The organism is Gilvimarinus japonicus (genome assembly GCF_042847215.1).
Taxonomy (GTDB): Bacteria; Pseudomonadota; Gammaproteobacteria; order Pseudomonadales; family Cellvibrionaceae; genus Gilvimarinus; species Gilvimarinus japonicus.
This window is the reverse complement of the sequence record NZ_AP031500.1, coordinates 2,767,016-2,785,128: the sequence shown is the minus strand read 5'-3', so window position 1 is coordinate 2,785,128 and position 18,113 is coordinate 2,767,016. Positions and strand designations below refer to the sequence as shown.

At 53.8% G+C, this 18,113-nt stretch carries 7 protein-coding genes; 3 read left to right on the top strand and 4 right to left on the bottom strand.

All coding sequences use genetic code 11. The features are described from left to right. Nucleotides 1-51: 51 nt before the first annotated feature. From ACGHAD_RS11830 to ACGHAD_RS11815, 4 genes are all read right to left on the bottom strand, one after another. Nucleotides 52-3,024, bottom strand: a complete 2,973-nt coding sequence (locus ACGHAD_RS11830; RefSeq protein WP_382417219.1) for a TonB-dependent receptor — start codon at nt 3,022-3,024, stop codon at nt 52-54. A gap of 300 nt (nt 3,025-3,324) precedes the next feature. Next, nucleotides 3,325-4,374: a class I fructose-bisphosphate aldolase gene (locus ACGHAD_RS11825; RefSeq protein ID WP_339617727.1), complete on the bottom strand. Its 1,050-nt coding sequence runs from the start codon at nt 4,372-4,374 to the stop codon at nt 3,325-3,327. A gap of 61 nt (nt 4,375-4,435) precedes the next feature. Further along, nucleotides 4,436-5,722: a 6-phosphofructokinase gene (locus ACGHAD_RS11820; protein WP_339617726.1), complete on the bottom strand. Its 1,287-nt coding sequence runs from the start codon at nt 5,720-5,722 to the stop codon at nt 4,436-4,438. 529 nt (nt 5,723-6,251) lie between these two features. Beyond that, a complete protein-coding gene (locus tag ACGHAD_RS11815; RefSeq protein WP_382417216.1) occupies nt 6,252-10,982 on the bottom strand; it encodes a family 16 glycosylhydrolase in 4,731 nt (1,576 codons plus the stop codon). Here ACGHAD_RS11815 and ACGHAD_RS11810 point away from each other — a divergent pair. The 3 genes from ACGHAD_RS11810 to ACGHAD_RS11800 all read left to right on the top strand — a co-directional run bounded on the left by ACGHAD_RS11810 (nt 10,936) and on the right by ACGHAD_RS11800 (nt 18,098). Next, nucleotides 10,936-11,457, top strand: coding sequence for a hypothetical protein (locus ACGHAD_RS11810; RefSeq protein WP_382417214.1), 522 nt, complete (start codon nt 10,936-10,938; stop codon nt 11,455-11,457). The genes ACGHAD_RS11815 and ACGHAD_RS11810 overlap by 47 nt on opposite strands. Nucleotides 11,458-12,453: 996 nt before the next feature. Further along, on the top strand, nt 12,454-16,065 hold the full coding sequence (locus tag ACGHAD_RS11805) for a di-heme oxidoredictase family protein (protein WP_382417212.1): 3,612 nt from the start codon (nt 12,454-12,456) through the stop codon (nt 16,063-16,065). 359 nt (nt 16,066-16,424) lie between these two features. Further along, on the top strand, nt 16,425-18,098 hold the full coding sequence (locus ACGHAD_RS11800) for a glycosyl hydrolase family 18 protein (protein ID WP_382417210.1): 1,674 nt from the start codon (nt 16,425-16,427) through the stop codon (nt 18,096-18,098). The last annotated feature ends 15 nt before the right edge of the window (nt 18,099-18,113 follow it).

The following is an 18,113-nucleotide window of genomic DNA, read 5'->3' as shown; positions in this document are numbered from 1 at the left end:
GATTCGTTGGTGGGCGCCAGCTTGTGGCGCCGTGACTATTGCTTAACTGGATTACATAAAGCGGTAGTTCACACCCACTTGGAAAGAGGTTCCGTAATCCTCTGATTCAAATAGCATGTTGCCGCGCGAGTATTCATTGCCTTGAAAGTACTTAAAGCTTTTGTCTTCGGTCAGGTTGATTGCATCGAAGTAAAATTGCAGATCATCGTTAAACTGATAGGTGGCTTTAAAATCTAAGCTGTAAGTGTCATCGTCGTAAACATCGGCCCAAGAGGCGCAGTTTTGCGGCAGCCCAAGGGCAGCATCGGCGTCGATGTCCGCTTGTGAACAGGAGCCAATACGTTCCAGGACTTTACTGCGGTAGTTATTAATAACCCGCAGTGATAGGTCATCGTTCTCCCAGCCGACGGTTAAGTTAACCGTGGTGTCAGCTTGGTTGGGGAGCTGGATTTCGTCGGCACGGATGGTGTCGCCAACATCGGCGGTACTGTCGATCAGGGTCATGTTGCTTTGCACAAACAGGCCCGACTCAAAGTACTGCGAGTAAGACAGTTCAACACCGTACACTTGGGCTTGTTCGCCATTGGTGGTTAGGTTGACGTCGTTGTAAACTTGGCCGGGCCGAAAGTAGAACTCGCTGATTTGGTCAACGGGAATTTGTACCGGCATGTCTTCAAACGAGCTGGATACACCGCTAACATCGACAATAAAATCGGAGATGTCTTTGTAAAAGAGAGCGGCTTGTAAATACAAATCTTCGCTGGCGTACCAAGTGATCGAGGTGTCCAAGTTGACCGACTTCATGGCGGTGAGCGTTGGGTTACCTAGGTTAATCACGTTGTCGGGGCTAACGTAAAAGTTTTTCGACTCGGACGATAAATCTTCCAGTGACTGGGCGCCGATGTCAGTTGGGCTGTCGCTACACTCGCCGTAGTTGGCGCTACCTTCGATGTCATTACAGACTTCAATCCGGCCCGAGAAGTCCGCGAAAGCGCGAGCTTCGTTAAACGAAGGACGAGTAAAACTGGTCCATACCGAGGCGCGCACTAAAACGTCTTCCCGTGGTTCGTAGCGGTAATGCAAGCTGGGAAAGAAGTCATCGTAAGCGCTGTCGGCGCCTTGCATTGGTACCGCGATATCCAGTACGGCGGCCTCGTTGGCGACTTCAAAGCGGTCGTTACGGATTGATAAGTTACCGGTTGAGGTGAAGTCGGTTTTTGACCAGCGGACACCGGCAATTAACGATGATTTTTCACTGAGTTGGAACTCGGCCATCACGTACGCGGCAGCGGTGTCTTCGGTCAGGGTGTAATCGTCTTTCACGCTGTCTTGCCCCGAGCGCAGCGGATCGGTGTACTTGGCAATTGGTGTGGTGATATCCAGCAAACGCTCGGCTTCATCATAGGTAATAAAGTCTTGCTGAATGTCTGGGTGTGCCGGGGTAAAGGTAGCAAAATCACCTAAACGTGCGCCGGCCAGCTGCAAGCACTCGGCGTCGCCATCACAACCGTTGGTGTAATCGCCGGGAATAACACTCCAGCGGTCTTTGTTGCGGTAGCGATCCCGTTGCTTAACGGTAAAGCCGGTTTTGATGTAATTTAGAACGTCGCTGTCGGCGAAATCTTTTTGCAGGTTTAAGCTGATCTGATCGATGGTGTCTTCACGGAAGCTGTCTTCAATAAAGATGTTGTCGTACAGCAAGTTGGTTTGTCGGCGCTCGCCTTCTTGAAAGCCGTTAAGGCCGCCGTAACCGCCCGATTGTGGCAAACTGCCCGAGCCGCTAAGCGCTTCTAAGACGTCGGGGGAAACCACTTGACCTTGAATGTAACCCGGGCCGGCAACGCCTAACATGGGCAAGTCGCGGGTACGAAACTGCACGCGACGACCATCAGGCTTTGTCCACTCGCCGATAGAGTGGGCGTAGTCGTAATCTAAGGTCCAGTCGTTAGCAAAACGGTTTTCACCGCCAATAGAAAGAGCGGTGGTTTCCGAGGTGCCGTCTTGAATAAAAAACTGTTGCTGTAAGTCGGTGTCGACTAAACCAAATAAGCCGCTGTCATTATCGATGTAGACAATATCGCCAGAGCCGGCTTGACCAAAACGGTAGTACTCGCGCATGGCCAAGTCGAGATCGTCGTACTTGGTGTAGCTGGCTTTGGCGTAGTACTCGGAGTTTTCGGTTGGACGCCAGCCAAGATCAAGCGAGCCCGAGGTGCGGGTGCGCTCGGCGTCTTCTTGGCGCGCCTCGTAACGGAAAGGGATCAGCATCGGATCGCCTTCGTATTCAGCGGGCAAGCTTTCAACGTCGGGTGTGATATAGCGCGGCAATGAATCCGAATGGTGTTGTACTTGGTAGACCACACTGGAGCGATCTTCGTACGAGACCGAGTAGCCTACGCCAATGGTGTCATCGGCAAATAAGTGGGTGCCGTTGATGGCGATTTTCGGGTTGAAGTCTTCTTTGTAAGATTGATAGTTACCTTGCGCTTTGACTTTAACGCTGTCGCCTTTGCGGTCAAAGGCCGAAACGGTATTCACGTTGACGGTACCGCCGATGGAGTTTAGATCCATGTCCGGGGTTAAGGCTTTAATTACCTCAATTGAGCCGAGCATATCGGCGGGCAGGGCATCCAACGCAAAAGCGCGGCTGTCTGCGCCAGCGGAGGCCAGCTCGTTGCCGTTCATGCTAACGCTGACAAAGCCGGGGCCGAGGCCGCGCACGTTGACGAACTTACCTTCGCCTTCTGATTTTTGCAGGGTAATGCCGGGCAGGCGTTGCAGCGATTCGGCGACGTTTTGGTCGGCGAAGTTACCGACATCGTCGGTGGCGATGATCGAGCTAAAAGCGTCTTTGTCGCGCTCGCGCTCGCGGGCGTTAAGTTCGGCTTGGCGAACACCCTGAACGACGATCTCCTCCATGGCGCTACTGTCGCTGGTGTTTTCGGGCTGGTCGGCGTCCTGCGCGTGCAGCTGGCCGGCTGATGCCATGGCGATCAACACTGAGAGTAGTCGGTACTTCGGCATGAGTGTACTCCGTTTTTATAGATTATTAGAAATTTATGGTATTACCAATTTATAGCTAATGTTTGCATATAAATCATCAAAGTTCAATATTTGGTTTTACCATTTTAATTTTTGGTCTTACCTTTGGCGCGGCGGGTGCTTTTGGCCGCCTGGCTCAGGCATGTTGTGGGCGTTAAAAATGTTAATGGCGCGGGGCGCTGCCGCCATGGTATGACGGCCGCGCCCCGCGTGTGTGCGCCTTGTGGGCGTTTTGTGTGGATGTAGAGAGCGCTACATCCGGTTGTGCGGACGAGCTTGGTTTTACGCGAGATCGACCGTTTGATCTAAATAGACGTCCTGAATGGAATGTAGCAGCTGAACGCCCTCGGCGAAGGGTTTTTGGAATGCTTTGCGGCCACTGATTAAGCCCATGCCGCCGGCGCGCTTGTTGATGACGGCGGTGCGTACCGCTTGGGATAAATCGTTAGCCCCGGATGCGCCGCCGGAGTTGATCAGACCAATCCGGCCCATATAGCAGTTGGCAACCTGGTAGCGGGTTAAGTCGATTGGGTGATCCGAGGTGAGGTTGTTGTACACCCGCTCGTGGGTTTTGCCCACGTTAACCGCGTTAAAGCCGCCGTTGGTTTCGGGCATTTTTTGTTTGATGATGTCCGCTTCGATGGTCACGCCCAGATAGTTGGCCTGACCTGACAGATCGGCTGATACATGGTGGTCGTCGCTGTCTGTTTTGAAGGCGCTGTTGCGCAAGTAGCACCACAAGATCGTCACCATACCTAGCTTGTGCGCTTCGGCGAATGCGGCCGAGATCTCTTCTAGCTGGCGGCGCGAGCTCTCGGAGCCAAAATATACGGTAGCGCCCACGGCGGCAGCGCCCATGTCATAGGCTTGGCGCACACTGCCAAACATGCGTTGATCGTAAGAGGTGGGGTGAATTAAGGCATCGTTGTGGTTGAGTTTCACCACAAACGGAATTCGGTGGGCGTAGTGGCGCGATACCGCCCCGAGCACACCGAGGGTCGATGCCACCGCGTTACAGCCGCCCTCTAGGGCCAACTCGACGATGTTTTTGGGATCAAAGTAAGCCGGGTTTGGCGCGAAGCTGGCGGCGGCCGAGTGCTCAATACCTTGGTCTACCGGCAGAATAGACATATAGCCCGTACCGCCCAGTCGCCCGGCGTTTAAGATACTTTGAAAATTGCGCAGTACCTGCGGTGGCCGGTCGGTGGCGCTAAAAGTAGCACCGACGTAGTCGGGCTTGGGGGTAATCAGGGTGTCGGCAGGTATCGTTTGGCACTGGTGGCCCAGCAGGTAATCGGCTTGATCGCCGAGTAGGCGCGCGATATCAGTCATGGTGGTGTTCCTTAAAGGGGTCCTTGAAAAGTCGTAAGTTCACTATGCTATTGCTCTATTGTTAGGCTGGCTCTGTTTCTTTTGCGCCGTCTTTGCGGCCAAAATATTCGGGTAGCTTGCGCGGTATTAAACGATTGCGGCACTTGCGATATTCGGGCAAACCGTTGCGATAGGGCGGGTAGGCCTCGCCAAAAATGAGCGGGGCAAAATAATCGAGCCCCGCCTGGGTGACACTAAAACCGTCTTTGCTCATAAAGTGGCGGGGCATGTTTTTTTCGCCACTGGCGACCTCAGAGATATGCACCGGTTTGATGTCCCACTGATAAGGCACCGATTGCGTGCGGACAATGGCGGGCATCACCGATTGCAGCCCGGCAACGGCGTACTCGACGGCCGCTTTGCCCACGGCGTAGGATTGCTCGACATCGGTTTGCGATGCCAGGTGACGCGCGGCGCGCTGCAGGTAGTCGCACACACTCCAGTGGCATTTGTAGTTAAAGCGCTCTTTAATAAAATCCACCAGAAGCGGCGCGACGCCGCCAAACTGGGTGTGACCAAACGGATCTTCGTTGTCGGCCGAGGCCAGCAGCTCGCCGGTGGCTTGGCGAATACCCTCGGCGGTGATTACAACGCAAAACCCTTTTTTGGCCACAGTCTGTTTCACGCGCTCTAAAAAAGCCTCTTTGTCGAAGCTGATTTCGGGCACCAAGATAACGTCTGGCCCCAGCTCGCGCTCGTCGCAGGCAAGGCCCGCCGCGGCGGCAATCCAGCCCGAACGGCGTCCCATTACCTCCATCACAAACACTTTAGTGGAGGTTTTATGCATCGAGGCGATATCGAAAGAGGCCTCTAGTGCTGATACCGCCACATACTTGGCGACCGAGCCAAAGCCTGGGCTGTTGTCCGTGGCCGGCAGGTCGTTATCGATGGTTTTGGGCACCCCAATACACGTTAGGTCGTAGCCCATTAGCTCGGCAACGTGCGCCAGCTTGCGAGTGGTGTCTTGTGAGTCGCCGCCGCCGTTATAAAAGAAGTAGCGAATATCGTGGGCGCGAAACACCTCGATAATGCGCTGGTATTCATCGTGATTAACATTGGGGTTTTGCAGTTTGTGGCGACAGGAGCCGAAGGCGCCGCCCGGCGTATGCAGTAACTGCTCTAGGGTATCGACCGATTCTTCACTGATATCAACTAAGTTTTCGTGCAGTGCGCCGAGAATACCGTCGCGGCCGGCATACACCTTGTCAAATACGGTGGGGTGTTGGCGCGCGGTCTCGATGATTCCGGCGGCCGTTGCGTTGATAACCGCAGTAACGCCGCCAGATTGGCCATAGAATGCATTCGCCATTGTTTTTAGCTCCTTTAACCGTAAAGTTGTATTAAATCATTTATTGGTCATACCGGGCAAGGTTAATTGGTAAGGCTTTTGTTTGGTTTTTGTGGTATTTTTGGCCTTACAGAAATGACACCGCTGTCATTTTTTATTGGCCGAATATACTCGCTAGTGCTGATTAATCGTCTGGTTTTTAGCGTGAGCCACCTTTAAAAAGATCAGCCCGCTGCGAGTTAAGTGGTCATACCGCCGGTTTTATAGGGGGCTCGCAATGGCAGGCTTTGTGGCGCAAATAAAGCTAATCCGCGGGTTGTTGTGCGCGGCGGAAACAAGCAATCGGGTGTTTTTTTATAAGTGAGAGTGGCGCGCTTGCCTGAGATGACGACGATACCCTCGTTTGAAAGAAACCTAGAGCAGGCGGCTTGGGCAAAGACTCAGGTACGGCTGGCCTGCGTGGCCAATCGGCGTAAAGGCTCGTGTGGTGGGTAATAAAAAAGGCCGCTAGAGGAAGCTCTAGCGGCCTTTTACGCGGCAAGTATAAACGTTAGTCAGCCAGTTCCCAGCGGATGTTGTCCACCTGGAAGGTAACGTTCTGCTCGCCTGCTATGGGCCACAGTGAGAAAGGCACGTCGACCTTTGTTATGTCAAAGCCGCCTTGGTTGATGTCGGAGATGGGCACGGAAATAGGGTGCCACTCGTTGTCCGCCGGCAGTGGGACGGACACTTCTGTGCCAACGCAGGGGTAACCGCAGTCTGCTTTGACGACGAAGCCATTGGTGTTACCGGTGTTGCTCACCACCTTAAGATCAAACACCAAATTACCACTGGTGAAAGCGCTAAGGTCTTTGGCAGAGCTGTCCCGGATATAGAAGGTACCAAATCCGGTGTCGGTAAACTCCACTTCAATCACAGTGCCCTTGTCAGGGTCTGTCGCTGTGGCATCAATGGTGATTACCTGCCCGCCTTGTTGATAAACCTCGAAGCCTGGGTTGCTCCAGTCCGCTGCTAGGTTGTCAACAAAGATGTCCATATCCTCGGTGATCTCTTCGGCCGGTTCGATGGGCGTAATATCACAGTTGGCGACAGCGTCGTCTAAACAAGTAAGACGAATGTTGTTGAGCTGTACGTGGGCGGTGCCGCCAGAGGCTTCAATGACAAACGCATTGTTGATGCTGGTGTAGTCAACCGGTGAGGCGTAGCCTTCGTTAGTGTTGGGCTGTAGCGACCACAAGCGCACGGCTACCTCGGACCATTGTGCCCCGGCGCCAACATCGGCCGGAATTTCGATCTCGTGATAACTGACTTTTGGGTATACGCTATCGATTTTAATCAACAGCGACGTACCCGGCTCGATATCCAGCACCCGCAAGTCAAAGCGCAGCTCGCCTAAGTTTTTGGCGCGGCTGTGTAGGTTGTCGCCAAAATTTAAGCCGCCGTCGGAGGTTAAAAAGGCCGAAGCGGGAGCGCCGGTAAACTCAATATCCCATACGGTTTCGCTGTTGGGGCCAGCCGCGTCAGGGTTAGAGATTACCGTTGCGGCGTCTGGGTAAAGTTGCGGCGTAAAGCTCGCTTGCACATCACCCTCGTTGCCCGCTAGGGTTAATGTTTTCAGGCCGTCCTGGAACAAGTAAAGCTCTTCACGGGTGTCTGGCGGCGGTACGTGGCCCGCAATATTAGTTGGGGTAACACCAGCGTTAGCGGTTGGCGTTTCACAGCCTTTGCCGCTCACAGGGTCTAATGAGCACTCGTAAACCCGCACATAATCGACTTCCATGGTTCTGGTGTCGGTAAACTCCGGCAAGTCAATATACTGACCGTTGCCCAGTGCGACATTCAAAATCATATGGAATGGGTTATCAAACGGCTGAGCTTCGGTGCCCACTTGATAGCCGATCTCTTGGCCGCCCCAGTAATAGATAAACCAGTTGCCGCTGTTGCGGGCAAACAGTACGTCGTTTACGTACCAGCGAATTTCGCCTTCTTCCCATTCTACGGTGTAGGTGTAGAAGTCATCCCAGATATTGGTTGGTGGCTCGTAGGCTGCACCACTGTACTGGTTCCAGGGCCATGAATAGCCATAGTGCAAGGTGCCGTGCATTTCGTTCTCGGCGCCAGTGGGGGCCGGTCCCGCTACGCCGGGTTGGAAGGCTTCAAAAATATCCAGCTCGCCACTGTGCGGCCAACCGCCGTAAGTGCTGGTATCGCTCGGCAGCATCCAGATCGCGGGCCAGACGCCCACGCCTTGTGGTACCCGGGCACGAATCTCCATCCGACCGTAGGTCCAGTCGGCTTTGCCGCGGGTGCGCAGGCGGGCCGATGAGTAGTCTTTACAGGCGTTGGCACCGGGGTAGCCGGGGTCCTCTTGGTTGAGCGAGGGGCCACAGACCATACCCGCACCTTCGTAGATGGCCGATATGTGTAGCAAGCTGTCAGCCACGTAGCTGTTGTCGGCGCTGTCGGTGTAGCACTGGGCTTCGTTGTTACCGCCGCCCCAACAGTTAACTTCGTGCTCCCAGCGATCGCTGTCAATGCTGGCGCCGTTAAACTCGTCGTTCCATACCAGCTCCCAGCCAGTGGCCAAGCTCGTAGGTGCGCTGCCACTGGTGTCAATGCCAGCGCCCGTGCCGCCGCCAGTACCACCACCGACGCTCGATGAGCTGCTGGCGCTGGATTCAGAGCTTGAGCTAACTGAGCTAGAGCTGACTGAGCTTGACGAACTCGAAGAGCTGCTAGCGCTGCTGGAAGAGCCGCCATTAAGTAGCCAGCGAATGTTGTCTAGCTGCACACTGACGCCCGCTTGATCGCCCCAGGCAGGTAAAAAGACAAAAGGGGTATTGATGGAGTCGAGCGTGAAGCCCGCTTGCGGTCCGGCCGCTACTAAGTCGGCGATATCAATGGTGTAGGTAGTCCAGACATTTACCAGGGGTGTGGAGATTTGATAGTCGCCTGAGCCCATGTTGGCGCCGCTCTCGGCTTTGACAATCAACCCGCTGGTGTTGCTGCCAAAATCGAGCACTTTGAGGTCAAAAACAAGCTGGCCTTCACTGGCAAAAGCGCTCAGGTTTTTTAGGTCAGTGAAGTGCAGAAAAGCCACACCATTATTGGCGCTGTCACTATAATCCAACTGCAGTACATCGCCTCGGTCGACATCGGCTACGGTGTTGACGGTGATATGGCCTGTGTCGTTATCCCAAATGCCAATGTTTAGGCCTTGAGCCGAACTCGGTGCGCCATTGGCATAGATGTCAAAGCTATCGGTGATGGCATCCACAGTGGTTTCGCTTGAGCCGTCGCCGTCGATCCATTCGACATTATCGATTTGGATGTGTACGCCGGCCTGATCATCCCATGCGGGCAAAATCACAAACGGTGTGTTAAACGCATCGATGTTGAAGCCGCTGTTGCCCGGTGCGGACAGTAAGTCAGCGATATCAATTGTCAGCGTCGTCCAGGTGCCCGCGGGGACCCGGTCGATAACATAATCACCGGTGCCTACGCCTGGGCCACTTTCGGCTTTTACCACAATGCCGTTAGTGTTGGTGCCATAGTCCAGTACGTTAATGTCAAAGCGCAGTTTGCCGTTGGTAGCAAAAGCACGACCATTTTTGGGCGTGGTGGATTGAATAAACGCTAAACCATTGTTGCCGCTGGTATCAAAGAGAATATCCAGTACATCACCGCGATCTGGGTCAGTCGCTGTTTGCGCGGTCACGTGGCCTGAGTTGTTGTCCCAACTGCCGACACCAAAGTCCCAATTGGCACCGGGTACGCCGTTTTTAAAGATGGTGAACTGATCGGTTAATGTGTCGCTAACCGCCGCCAGCACCGGATCAACACCGCACGGGCTTAAGCAACCGAGTTGAATGTCGGCCAATTGCACATGGGCGGTACCGCCCGAGGCCTCAATCACAAACGCGTTGATTAGCTGGCCTAAATTTGCCTCGCCGGTTTCGATATTGTTGGGTGACAGCTCGTTGATGGCAACCGCCACCTCGGTCCATTCGCCCACCGCAGGGGTGTCGATGGTGTGGAAGCTAACATTGGGCCAACCACTGTCGAGCTTAATGTGCAGTTCGGTGGCCGGGTCGATTGCCTCCACCAGCATTTTAAAGCGCAGCTCACCGTATTCGGCCACATTGGTAAATTTTAGGCCGTCATTGACCTCGGGATAGGCGCTCATGTCCCCAGTTGTTAAAAAAGCATTACCAGGGCCATTAAACTCAATATCCCATACGGTATTACCGTTGGCGTCCATTCCCTGCGGATCGCTGATGACATTGCCGGTGTTGTTGTCGTAAAAGCCCGGTACCAAAGTGTTGGTAACTTCACCGTCGACGGTGCTAAAGGTAAAGCTGGTGGCGCCACCGTTATAAAGGTCGTAGCTTTCTGCTGTCGGTGGCGCAACGCCCGCGACATCTTTGGCGCTTGGGTCGATAGTGGCGCAACCTTTGCCAGTGGTTGGGTTGGCCGAACACTCGTAAACGCGAACATAATCGACTTCCATAGTTTGCGGGAAGCTGGCACTGCCGTCCGGCGCGCCGGGCCAGTTACCGCCAACCGCTACGTTAAGCAACATATGAAAGTTCTGGTCAAACGGTGCATCGTCAGTGCCCAGCTGGAAGCCTTGCTCCTGGCCACCCCAGTAATAGGTAAACCAATCGTCTTGGGTGTGAGTGGCAAAGTGCACATCGTCCACGTACCAGCGGATTTCCCCTTGCTCCCACTCAACCGCGTAAGTGTGAAACTCGTCCCAGACGTTGGCTGGAGGGCTGTAATCGCTGCCAGTGTTTAAGTTGTTGGGCCACACGCGGCCATAGTGCAGGGTGCCATACACTTCATTGGCTCCGCCGGCATTGGGGTTAACGGCTTCCATAATGTCGATCTCGCCGCTGAGCGGCCAGCCGCCATATTTCGAGTCTGTTGGCAGCATCCAAATGGCGGGCCATAAGCCGTCACCTTGCGGCAGCTTGGCGTTAATTTCCATGCGGCCATAGGTCCAGTCGGCTTTATCGCGGGTGCGTAAGCGCGCCGAGGTGTAGGGCATGGTGGCCGAGGTGTCGGCGGGATCGTAGCTGGGGTCTTCGTTGTTAACCGCCGGTCCGCTAAAGCTTTCTTGGCGCGCGACTATGAACAGCTTGCCGTCTTGGACGTAGCTGTTGTCGGCGCGGTCGGTGTAGCACTGCTGCTCGTTGTTGCCGCCGCCCCAGCAGTTAACCTCGTGGGCCCACTTGCTGCTATCGATACTGCTGCCTTCAAACTCATCGCTCCACACCATATTCCACTGTGCGGCTGCGGACGAGCTGGAGCTGGCAACAGAAGACGAGCTTGAGCTTGCAACAGAGGACGAGCTTGAGCTTGATGAGTTAGCGGTGGACGATGAACTGCTGACGCTGCTGACGCTGCTGACGCTGCTGACGCTGGAGCTGCTGGATGAAATGCTGCTATCCGACGATTCGCTTGAACTGCTTTCGCTAGAGCTTACCGATGAGCTCGACTCGCTTGAGCTGTCGGCCGAGCTAGAGGAGCTTGGCGGTGCTGGATTGACAGAGGAACTGGACGATACCGATGAGCTGACCGAACTGGCAACACTGGAGGAGCTGTTATCGCCGCCTCCATCGGAGCCGCCACAGGCGCTTAGGGTGAGCGCCATAACGCTCACGGTTGGCAATAGAACTAGGTTTTTTATCATGATGGCCTCGTTTTTACGTCACTTTTTATTAGTGTTAATTCAACGCTGCATGACCCGGTGATGGGGTGCGTGCGCTGAGACTGTGTTAGGCGATACTGGTGCTGCTAGGTTGTTTAATTGTTATGGTTTTTAGCTGGGCAAGCTCTAACGGGAGGGCTGCCTTCGTCTTTAATTGTTATTCAGTTGTTACATCGTAGATGTTGCGACATTGCCATGGTGCCGCGGACGTTAAGAGGGTGTCGTCCCACTTTGCCGGCGTTGCGAACATGACCTGTATCACTTGAAGTTATACAAACAGTGACAGCCGTTAGGCGGTTGATAAGACGCTGGCACGTTGGTGTGAGACAAGCCCATCGGGGCATTGACCGACTGCGTTTATCAGCGTGTTACTGCGGCATTACCCGATGCGGGGGAGTCGTGTGGGGGGTAATTAGCGTTGCCAGAGAGCTTGGCTTTTACGTGTGAGCGCTAACCTGTTGTGAGTGTCGAATCGCTATTTTGGGCTCGGGCAGGGAGCGGTATCTGATGATTTGCTGGTGTGTTATTTAGGTGCGTGCAAGGGCGATAGAGGTAAAAGTAAAGGCAGTAGCTTTAATAATTCTGATGCCAATATGGTGCAAAATTTTGCCTAAAAGACGTCTTTTTTACGGAGTTTGGCGCATTAATTTAATTTTTGTTTAAGTGATCCGTTTATCGTTTTTAAAAGAAGCTACAAATTTTTCTGCTCTTTTTATTTTCTGGGTTCGCTCTTCAAGGCGGCGCCACTACTGGGCTGCGGTTAAGTGTGTCAGCTTACTGTGACGGAATGTGGGAAAGAGTGACTTCTCACATTAGCGCTCGGTGGTTAGTGGGAAGACACCTTGACGGTGCAGGCATAGAGTGCAAGCACTGGAACTAAGCATCACTCTGAGTATTGCGCTTGGATAGTCGCCGAGCTCCAGCACTGCGCCAGATCGATCAAGTGTCTGATAGGAGGTCAGCGGTATTATCGATAACGGAAGCCGTGCAGCGACACACTTACTCAACCTCACAAAACGCTAATAATGAGGAGTGCTACATGATAGCCAAAACGTTTTCTCGAGGTGCCCTTGCGGCACTGATTATGGCCGCCAGCACCGGCGCCTACGCTCAGATAAGCAACCTATCGGGCTCGGCAACGGCTAGCGCTAGTACCCAAGACCTGCCGGCTAGCGCCGCTATTGATGGCGACGGCAACACTCGCTGGGCCTCTACCGCTCAAGTCGATCCATCGTCGCTTACGCTCGATTTAGGCGACAGCTTTGCGCTGTCTGAAGTTATTATTTACTGGGAGGCTGCCAACGCCAACGAGTACGAAATTCAGGGCTCTAACGACGGCAATACCTGGTCAACGATCGCCACCCGCTCGGGCGGCGCTTTTGGCGACAGAACCGACACCGTGCCCGTCTCGGGCAATTACCGTTACGTACGTATGCATGGCGTAAGCCGCAGTGCGGGTAACAATTGGGGCTACTCCATTTGGGAGATGGAAGTGTACGGCGCGCCAGTTAGCCAGGGCAGTGAGGTCGAACTGACCAATCTTGGTGGTATGATCAGCTCGCAGTACGCCGACTCGCCAGCGGGCGAAGGCCATGGCGATGCCGTGGATAATAACGTCAACACTAAGTACTTGACCTTTCATAATGCCAGTTGGCTGCAATATGAAATGGCGGAACCCTACGTGGTGACGCGCTACTCAATCAGCTCGGCTAACGATAGCCCAGAGCGTGATCCCGCCAGCTGGACCCTGCAGGGCTCGAACGATGGCAATAACTGGACGGCGATTGATGCGCGCATTAACGAAGACTTTGCCAATCGCCACCAAACTCGTGAGTTTGCTTTTAACAACACGACCGCCTACCGCTATTACCGCTTAGACATGAGCAATAACTCGGGCAACATATTACAGTTGTCTGAGTTTGAATTGTTTGGTGTCTCGGCAAGCGGCAGCACCAGTGCGGTACCTGTACGTATTGAAGCAGAAGATTATGACGCTTTTTACGATACCTCGGCGGGTAATAACGGCACGGCCTACCGTTCGGACGATGTCGACATCGAAGCTAATGGTGGAGGTTACAACGTTGGCTGGATGGAGGCCGGAGAGTGGCTGGAGTACAACGTTGCGCTCGGTGCCGGCACCTACGACATTGGCGCTCGGGTAGCCTCTGACACCGGCGGCGGGGCATACAGCATTTCCGTCGCTGGCGGCTCGGTAAGTGGCAATGTACCGGCGACGGGCGGATGGCAAGCGTGGCAAGAGCAAGATGCCGGGTCGATTTCGGTCGCCCAACCGGGTAACTATACGGTGCGTTTGGATGTTACCTCGGCCGGTATGAACCTCGATTGGCTTCACCTCGAGCCCGCGGTAAGCTCCAGCTCAAGTTCGGTTGCATCCAGTTCATCAAGTGCCAGCGGTAATTGTGATGATGGCTGCTTAAGCATGATCAACGGCCAAACCTTGCGAGCTACCGTGAGCCAAGGTGATACGGTGGATATTCACTACAGCATTAACGGCAGCGCGCAGAATAATGTGCGCATGAACGAAGCCGCAGGGCAGTGGAGCTATGATATCCCGGGCTTAAACAGTGGTGATGTGGTGAGTGTAAGCTTCACCGTAATCACCAATGGCGCGGGTCAGAGTCTGCCATGGCGCGACTATACAGTGGGTGGCTCTAACAACTCATCAAGCAGCACCAGTAGTTCATCCAGTTCTAGCAGCTCCAGCAGCACTAACAATTCATCGAGCAGCTCTAGCACGCCAGCGGGTGGGCCGGTTACGCCCCTTTACAACAGTGGTACGCCGCTGGAACCTGTGATTCAGTTTGACCGTGGCGATGCTTTGGTAACGCGTTTTTCCGATCGCGGCCGTGATCGTCACGCGAAAGAAGATCACTTTCAGGCGTACGAGCATTATCTCACCCATTATTGGGAAGACCGCACCGCCGCCATTGAGATCGTTGATTACGTGGCCAAAGGCGGTGATACCATTCGAATGAATGTGGTGACGCAATTTAAACTGAATGATACTGAGGCTGAAAACCGCTGGTTCTACCGCGGGGTCGGCACAGTGGCAGAGTTTTGCGATAACGGCACCATGGAGGTGATCGACGATACGCACTACTACAAAGAGCGCAGCTTTAACTGCCGCGAGGGGCGTGCGATTCAGATCGGCGACAAAATGGAGTTTGAGCTGAGTCAGTTTTTGGATCACAGCGTGCCCAATGGTCGCTCGGCTTATTATGGCTCTACCTACCTGTACATTGTGGGTGAAGGTCTTGTGCCCTGGGAAGTGGGCGGTGCGACACCGGCCGGTGGGGTTAAAGACTCTGTGAAAATCCCCGAGAAAGCGTGGTTGGGCGGTCACACCACCGTGCACGCCATGAGTTCTAACGAGCCTGATAATCTGTTTTTACAGATGGCAACCAACATTGGTTACGATAACGCGCAACCGTTTATGTTGGGTCGTCGTGTACTGCACAGCTCGTTTGTTGATGGCTTGCACGATGAAAACCCGATAGACAACCCCGCCTTTAACCCCGCTATTGGCCGTGCTGGTCCGCTGTTTGTTAACTCAAGCTGCACTGGCTGTCACGTACGCAATGGTCGCGCTGCCGCTAATCCAGTAGGCGAGCACTTAGACAAGTGGGTGTTCAAAGTGGGTGATGCCAATGGTAATCCGCATCCGCAGTTAGGCCGTGTATTGCAGCCAGAGGCAAACGGCGGTGCCGGTAGTGAAGGTCAGGTGGCTATTTCTTCGTGGACTGAGCAAAACGGTTTGCGTTCGCCTAACTTCCAGTTTACCGGAGTAACGCCCGAGACTTTCTCGGCGCGCATTGCTCCACAGTTGGTGGGGATGGGCTTGCTTGAGGCGATTTCTGAGTCCGATGTACTGGCACAGGAAGATCCTAACGACGCCAATGGCGATGGTATCTCTGGTCGCGCTAACCGCGTTGCCGACCCGGCAACGGGCGCGACGCGTTTGGGCCGCTTTGGTTGGAAAGCCGCTAAAGTAAGCGTGAAAGACCAAGTCGCCGGTGCCTTTAATACCGATATGGGCGTAATGACGTCACTGTTCCCCAATCCGGATTGTGGCAGCGCGCAGGCTAACTGTGGTTCGTCGGGCTCGGAGCTTGCCGATTCGCACGTTGATAATGTGGTTAAGTACGTCTCGCTACTGGGGGTGCGTGCACAGCGCAACTACAACGATGCTGCGGTTATAAACGGTGAAAACTTGTTTGAATCGATTGGTTGTGCTGATTGTCACACGCCGTCTTATCAAACGAGCCAATTCCATCCGTTGGCCGAGTTACGCAGCCAGGCGATTCAGCCATACACCGACTTGTTGCTGCATGACATGGGCCCAGGTCTGGCCGATAACCTTGGTGAAGGCGATGCCACCGGCAGCGAGTGGCGCACCACACCCTTGTGGGGCTTAGGTTTGGCGGCTTGTGTTACCGGTGGCACGACTAACGCACCACAAGGTCAGCAAGTGTGTACGCCAGTGCACAGCTATTTGCACGATGGCCGCGCACGTAGCATCGATGAAGCGATCCGCTGGCACGGCGGTGAGGGTGAAGCCTCACGTCAAGGCTATGAAGGCCTATCGCAATCGCAAAAAGACGATGTGCTAGCCTTCTTGCGCTCACTGTAATATCGGCGGCTGATGGTAAGCTGCATTACTTGAGGCAAAGGATTGCCCCGCCTAACGAGCGTTCTTTAAACCCCGGATCATTTATGGTTCGGGGTTTTTTGTTGTTCATTGGCGGTTGTTGGCTCGACCGTTCGTCTAAAAACCCCAACGGTAACGCTTATAATTAATGCGCATATAAAAGTGTGTTAAGCACTCCGTAAACATATTTATAGATCCGCCTGGATGTCCGTAAGATGTATGTGGCAATGATCGCCCATACTTAGATATTAATAACGATCCACGGACGGCATTAGCAGGTCCACCCTGCGGCCAGATAGTGATTGCTTACATGCATCCATTCATTTTTTGGAGCATGACTTATGCAATTATCAAGACCTAAAACAATAGATAGCCACGCCATCAATAAACAGCCTAAAGCACAGGTTCGCCGCTGGATAAATGTCAGTGGTGTCATTGGCGCTGCACTTTTTGTGGCCAATACCCACGCGGCCGATTGCAGCAACGTCGCAAACTGGAACAGTGGCGATGTTTATACCGCTGACGTCACCGCGGTGCGCGATGCCACTTTGTTTAAAGCCAAATGGTGGACGCAAGGCGACGACCCCTTAACGCACTCCGCGCAATGGGACGTGTGGGCGTCCCTAGGCGCTTGCGATGTTGGCTCGAGTAGTTCGAGCAGCTCGTCGAGCAGTGTTAGTAGCTCAAGCAGTTCCATTAGCTCTAGCAGTTCATCCAGTGTCAGCAGCTCGTCCAGCTCGGTCGGAGGTGTTTGCAGCTCGCCTGCCTACGTGTCGGGCACGGCTTACAGTGCCAATCAGCTGGTGCAAAATGTGGGTAACGAGTACCGCTGTAATATTGCCGGTTGGTGCTCTTCAAATGCCGCGTGGGCCTACGCTCCGGGCACCGGTGCCCATTGGCAGGATGCTTGGCAGTTGACGGGTAGCTGCGCTACCAGTTCATCGTCTAGTTCGAGTTCATCCAGTAGCTCGTCGTCAACCAGCTCTTCCAGTAGCTCCTCAAATAGCTCGGTGGGCAACAGTGATCGGATTATCTCTGGCTACTGGCACAACTTTGACAATGGCTCGGGGGTGATTCCCATTGCTAATGTGTCTGACGCGTTTGATGCCATTAATGTCTCGTTTGCCGAGCCTACCGGTAACGCGCCGGGCGACATTGGTTTTGTGCTCGACCCCGCGTTTGACGAACAGGCGTTTCGAGATGGCATTGCGGCGAAACAAGCCGCCGGTAAAAAAGTCATTATCAGTATTGGTGGTGCCAACGGCCAGGTGCAGTTAGAAACCGCAAGCGCGCGGACTAACTTTGTTAACTCGATGATCAGTATTATTGATGAATACGGGTTTGACGGTTTGGATGTGGATTTTGAAGGTCACTCTTTGTATTTAGAAAGTGGCGATGACGATTTCCGCAACCCAACCACGCCGGTAATTACTAACCTGATTGGTGCCTTGCAAGATTTGACATCGCATTATGGTAGTGACTTTATGCTGACCATGGCGCCAGAGACATTCTTTGTGCAGCTGGGTTACAGCTTTTACGGTGGTACATGCTCGGGTTGTGATACCCGCGCCGGGGCTTATTTGCCGGTGATTTACGCCATGCGTGATGAGCTAAACTGGCTACAAGTACAAAATTATAACTCGGGCCCCATTACCGGCTTGGATGATCAGTATCACAGTATGGGCGTGGCTGACTTCCATGTGGCGATGGTGGATATGTTATTAACGGGCTTTACCATTGCCGGGACTAATGACTTCTTTCCGCCGTTGCGTGAAGATCAAGTGCTGCTGGGTTTGCCGGCCAATAGCAATGCCGGTGGCGGTTTTACCACCGTCAGTGAGGTGCAATCGGCGCTCGATTGTCTAATCAAGCTACAAGGCTGCGGCACCTATCAACCGCACACCACCACTGGGTGGAGTGATTTACGCGGCGTGATGACGTGGTCGATCAACTGGGATAAATTCAATAACTTTGAGTTTTCCACTGAGCATCGCCAGTATCTCGATAATTTGTAAGTGAGTTAAGCAAGA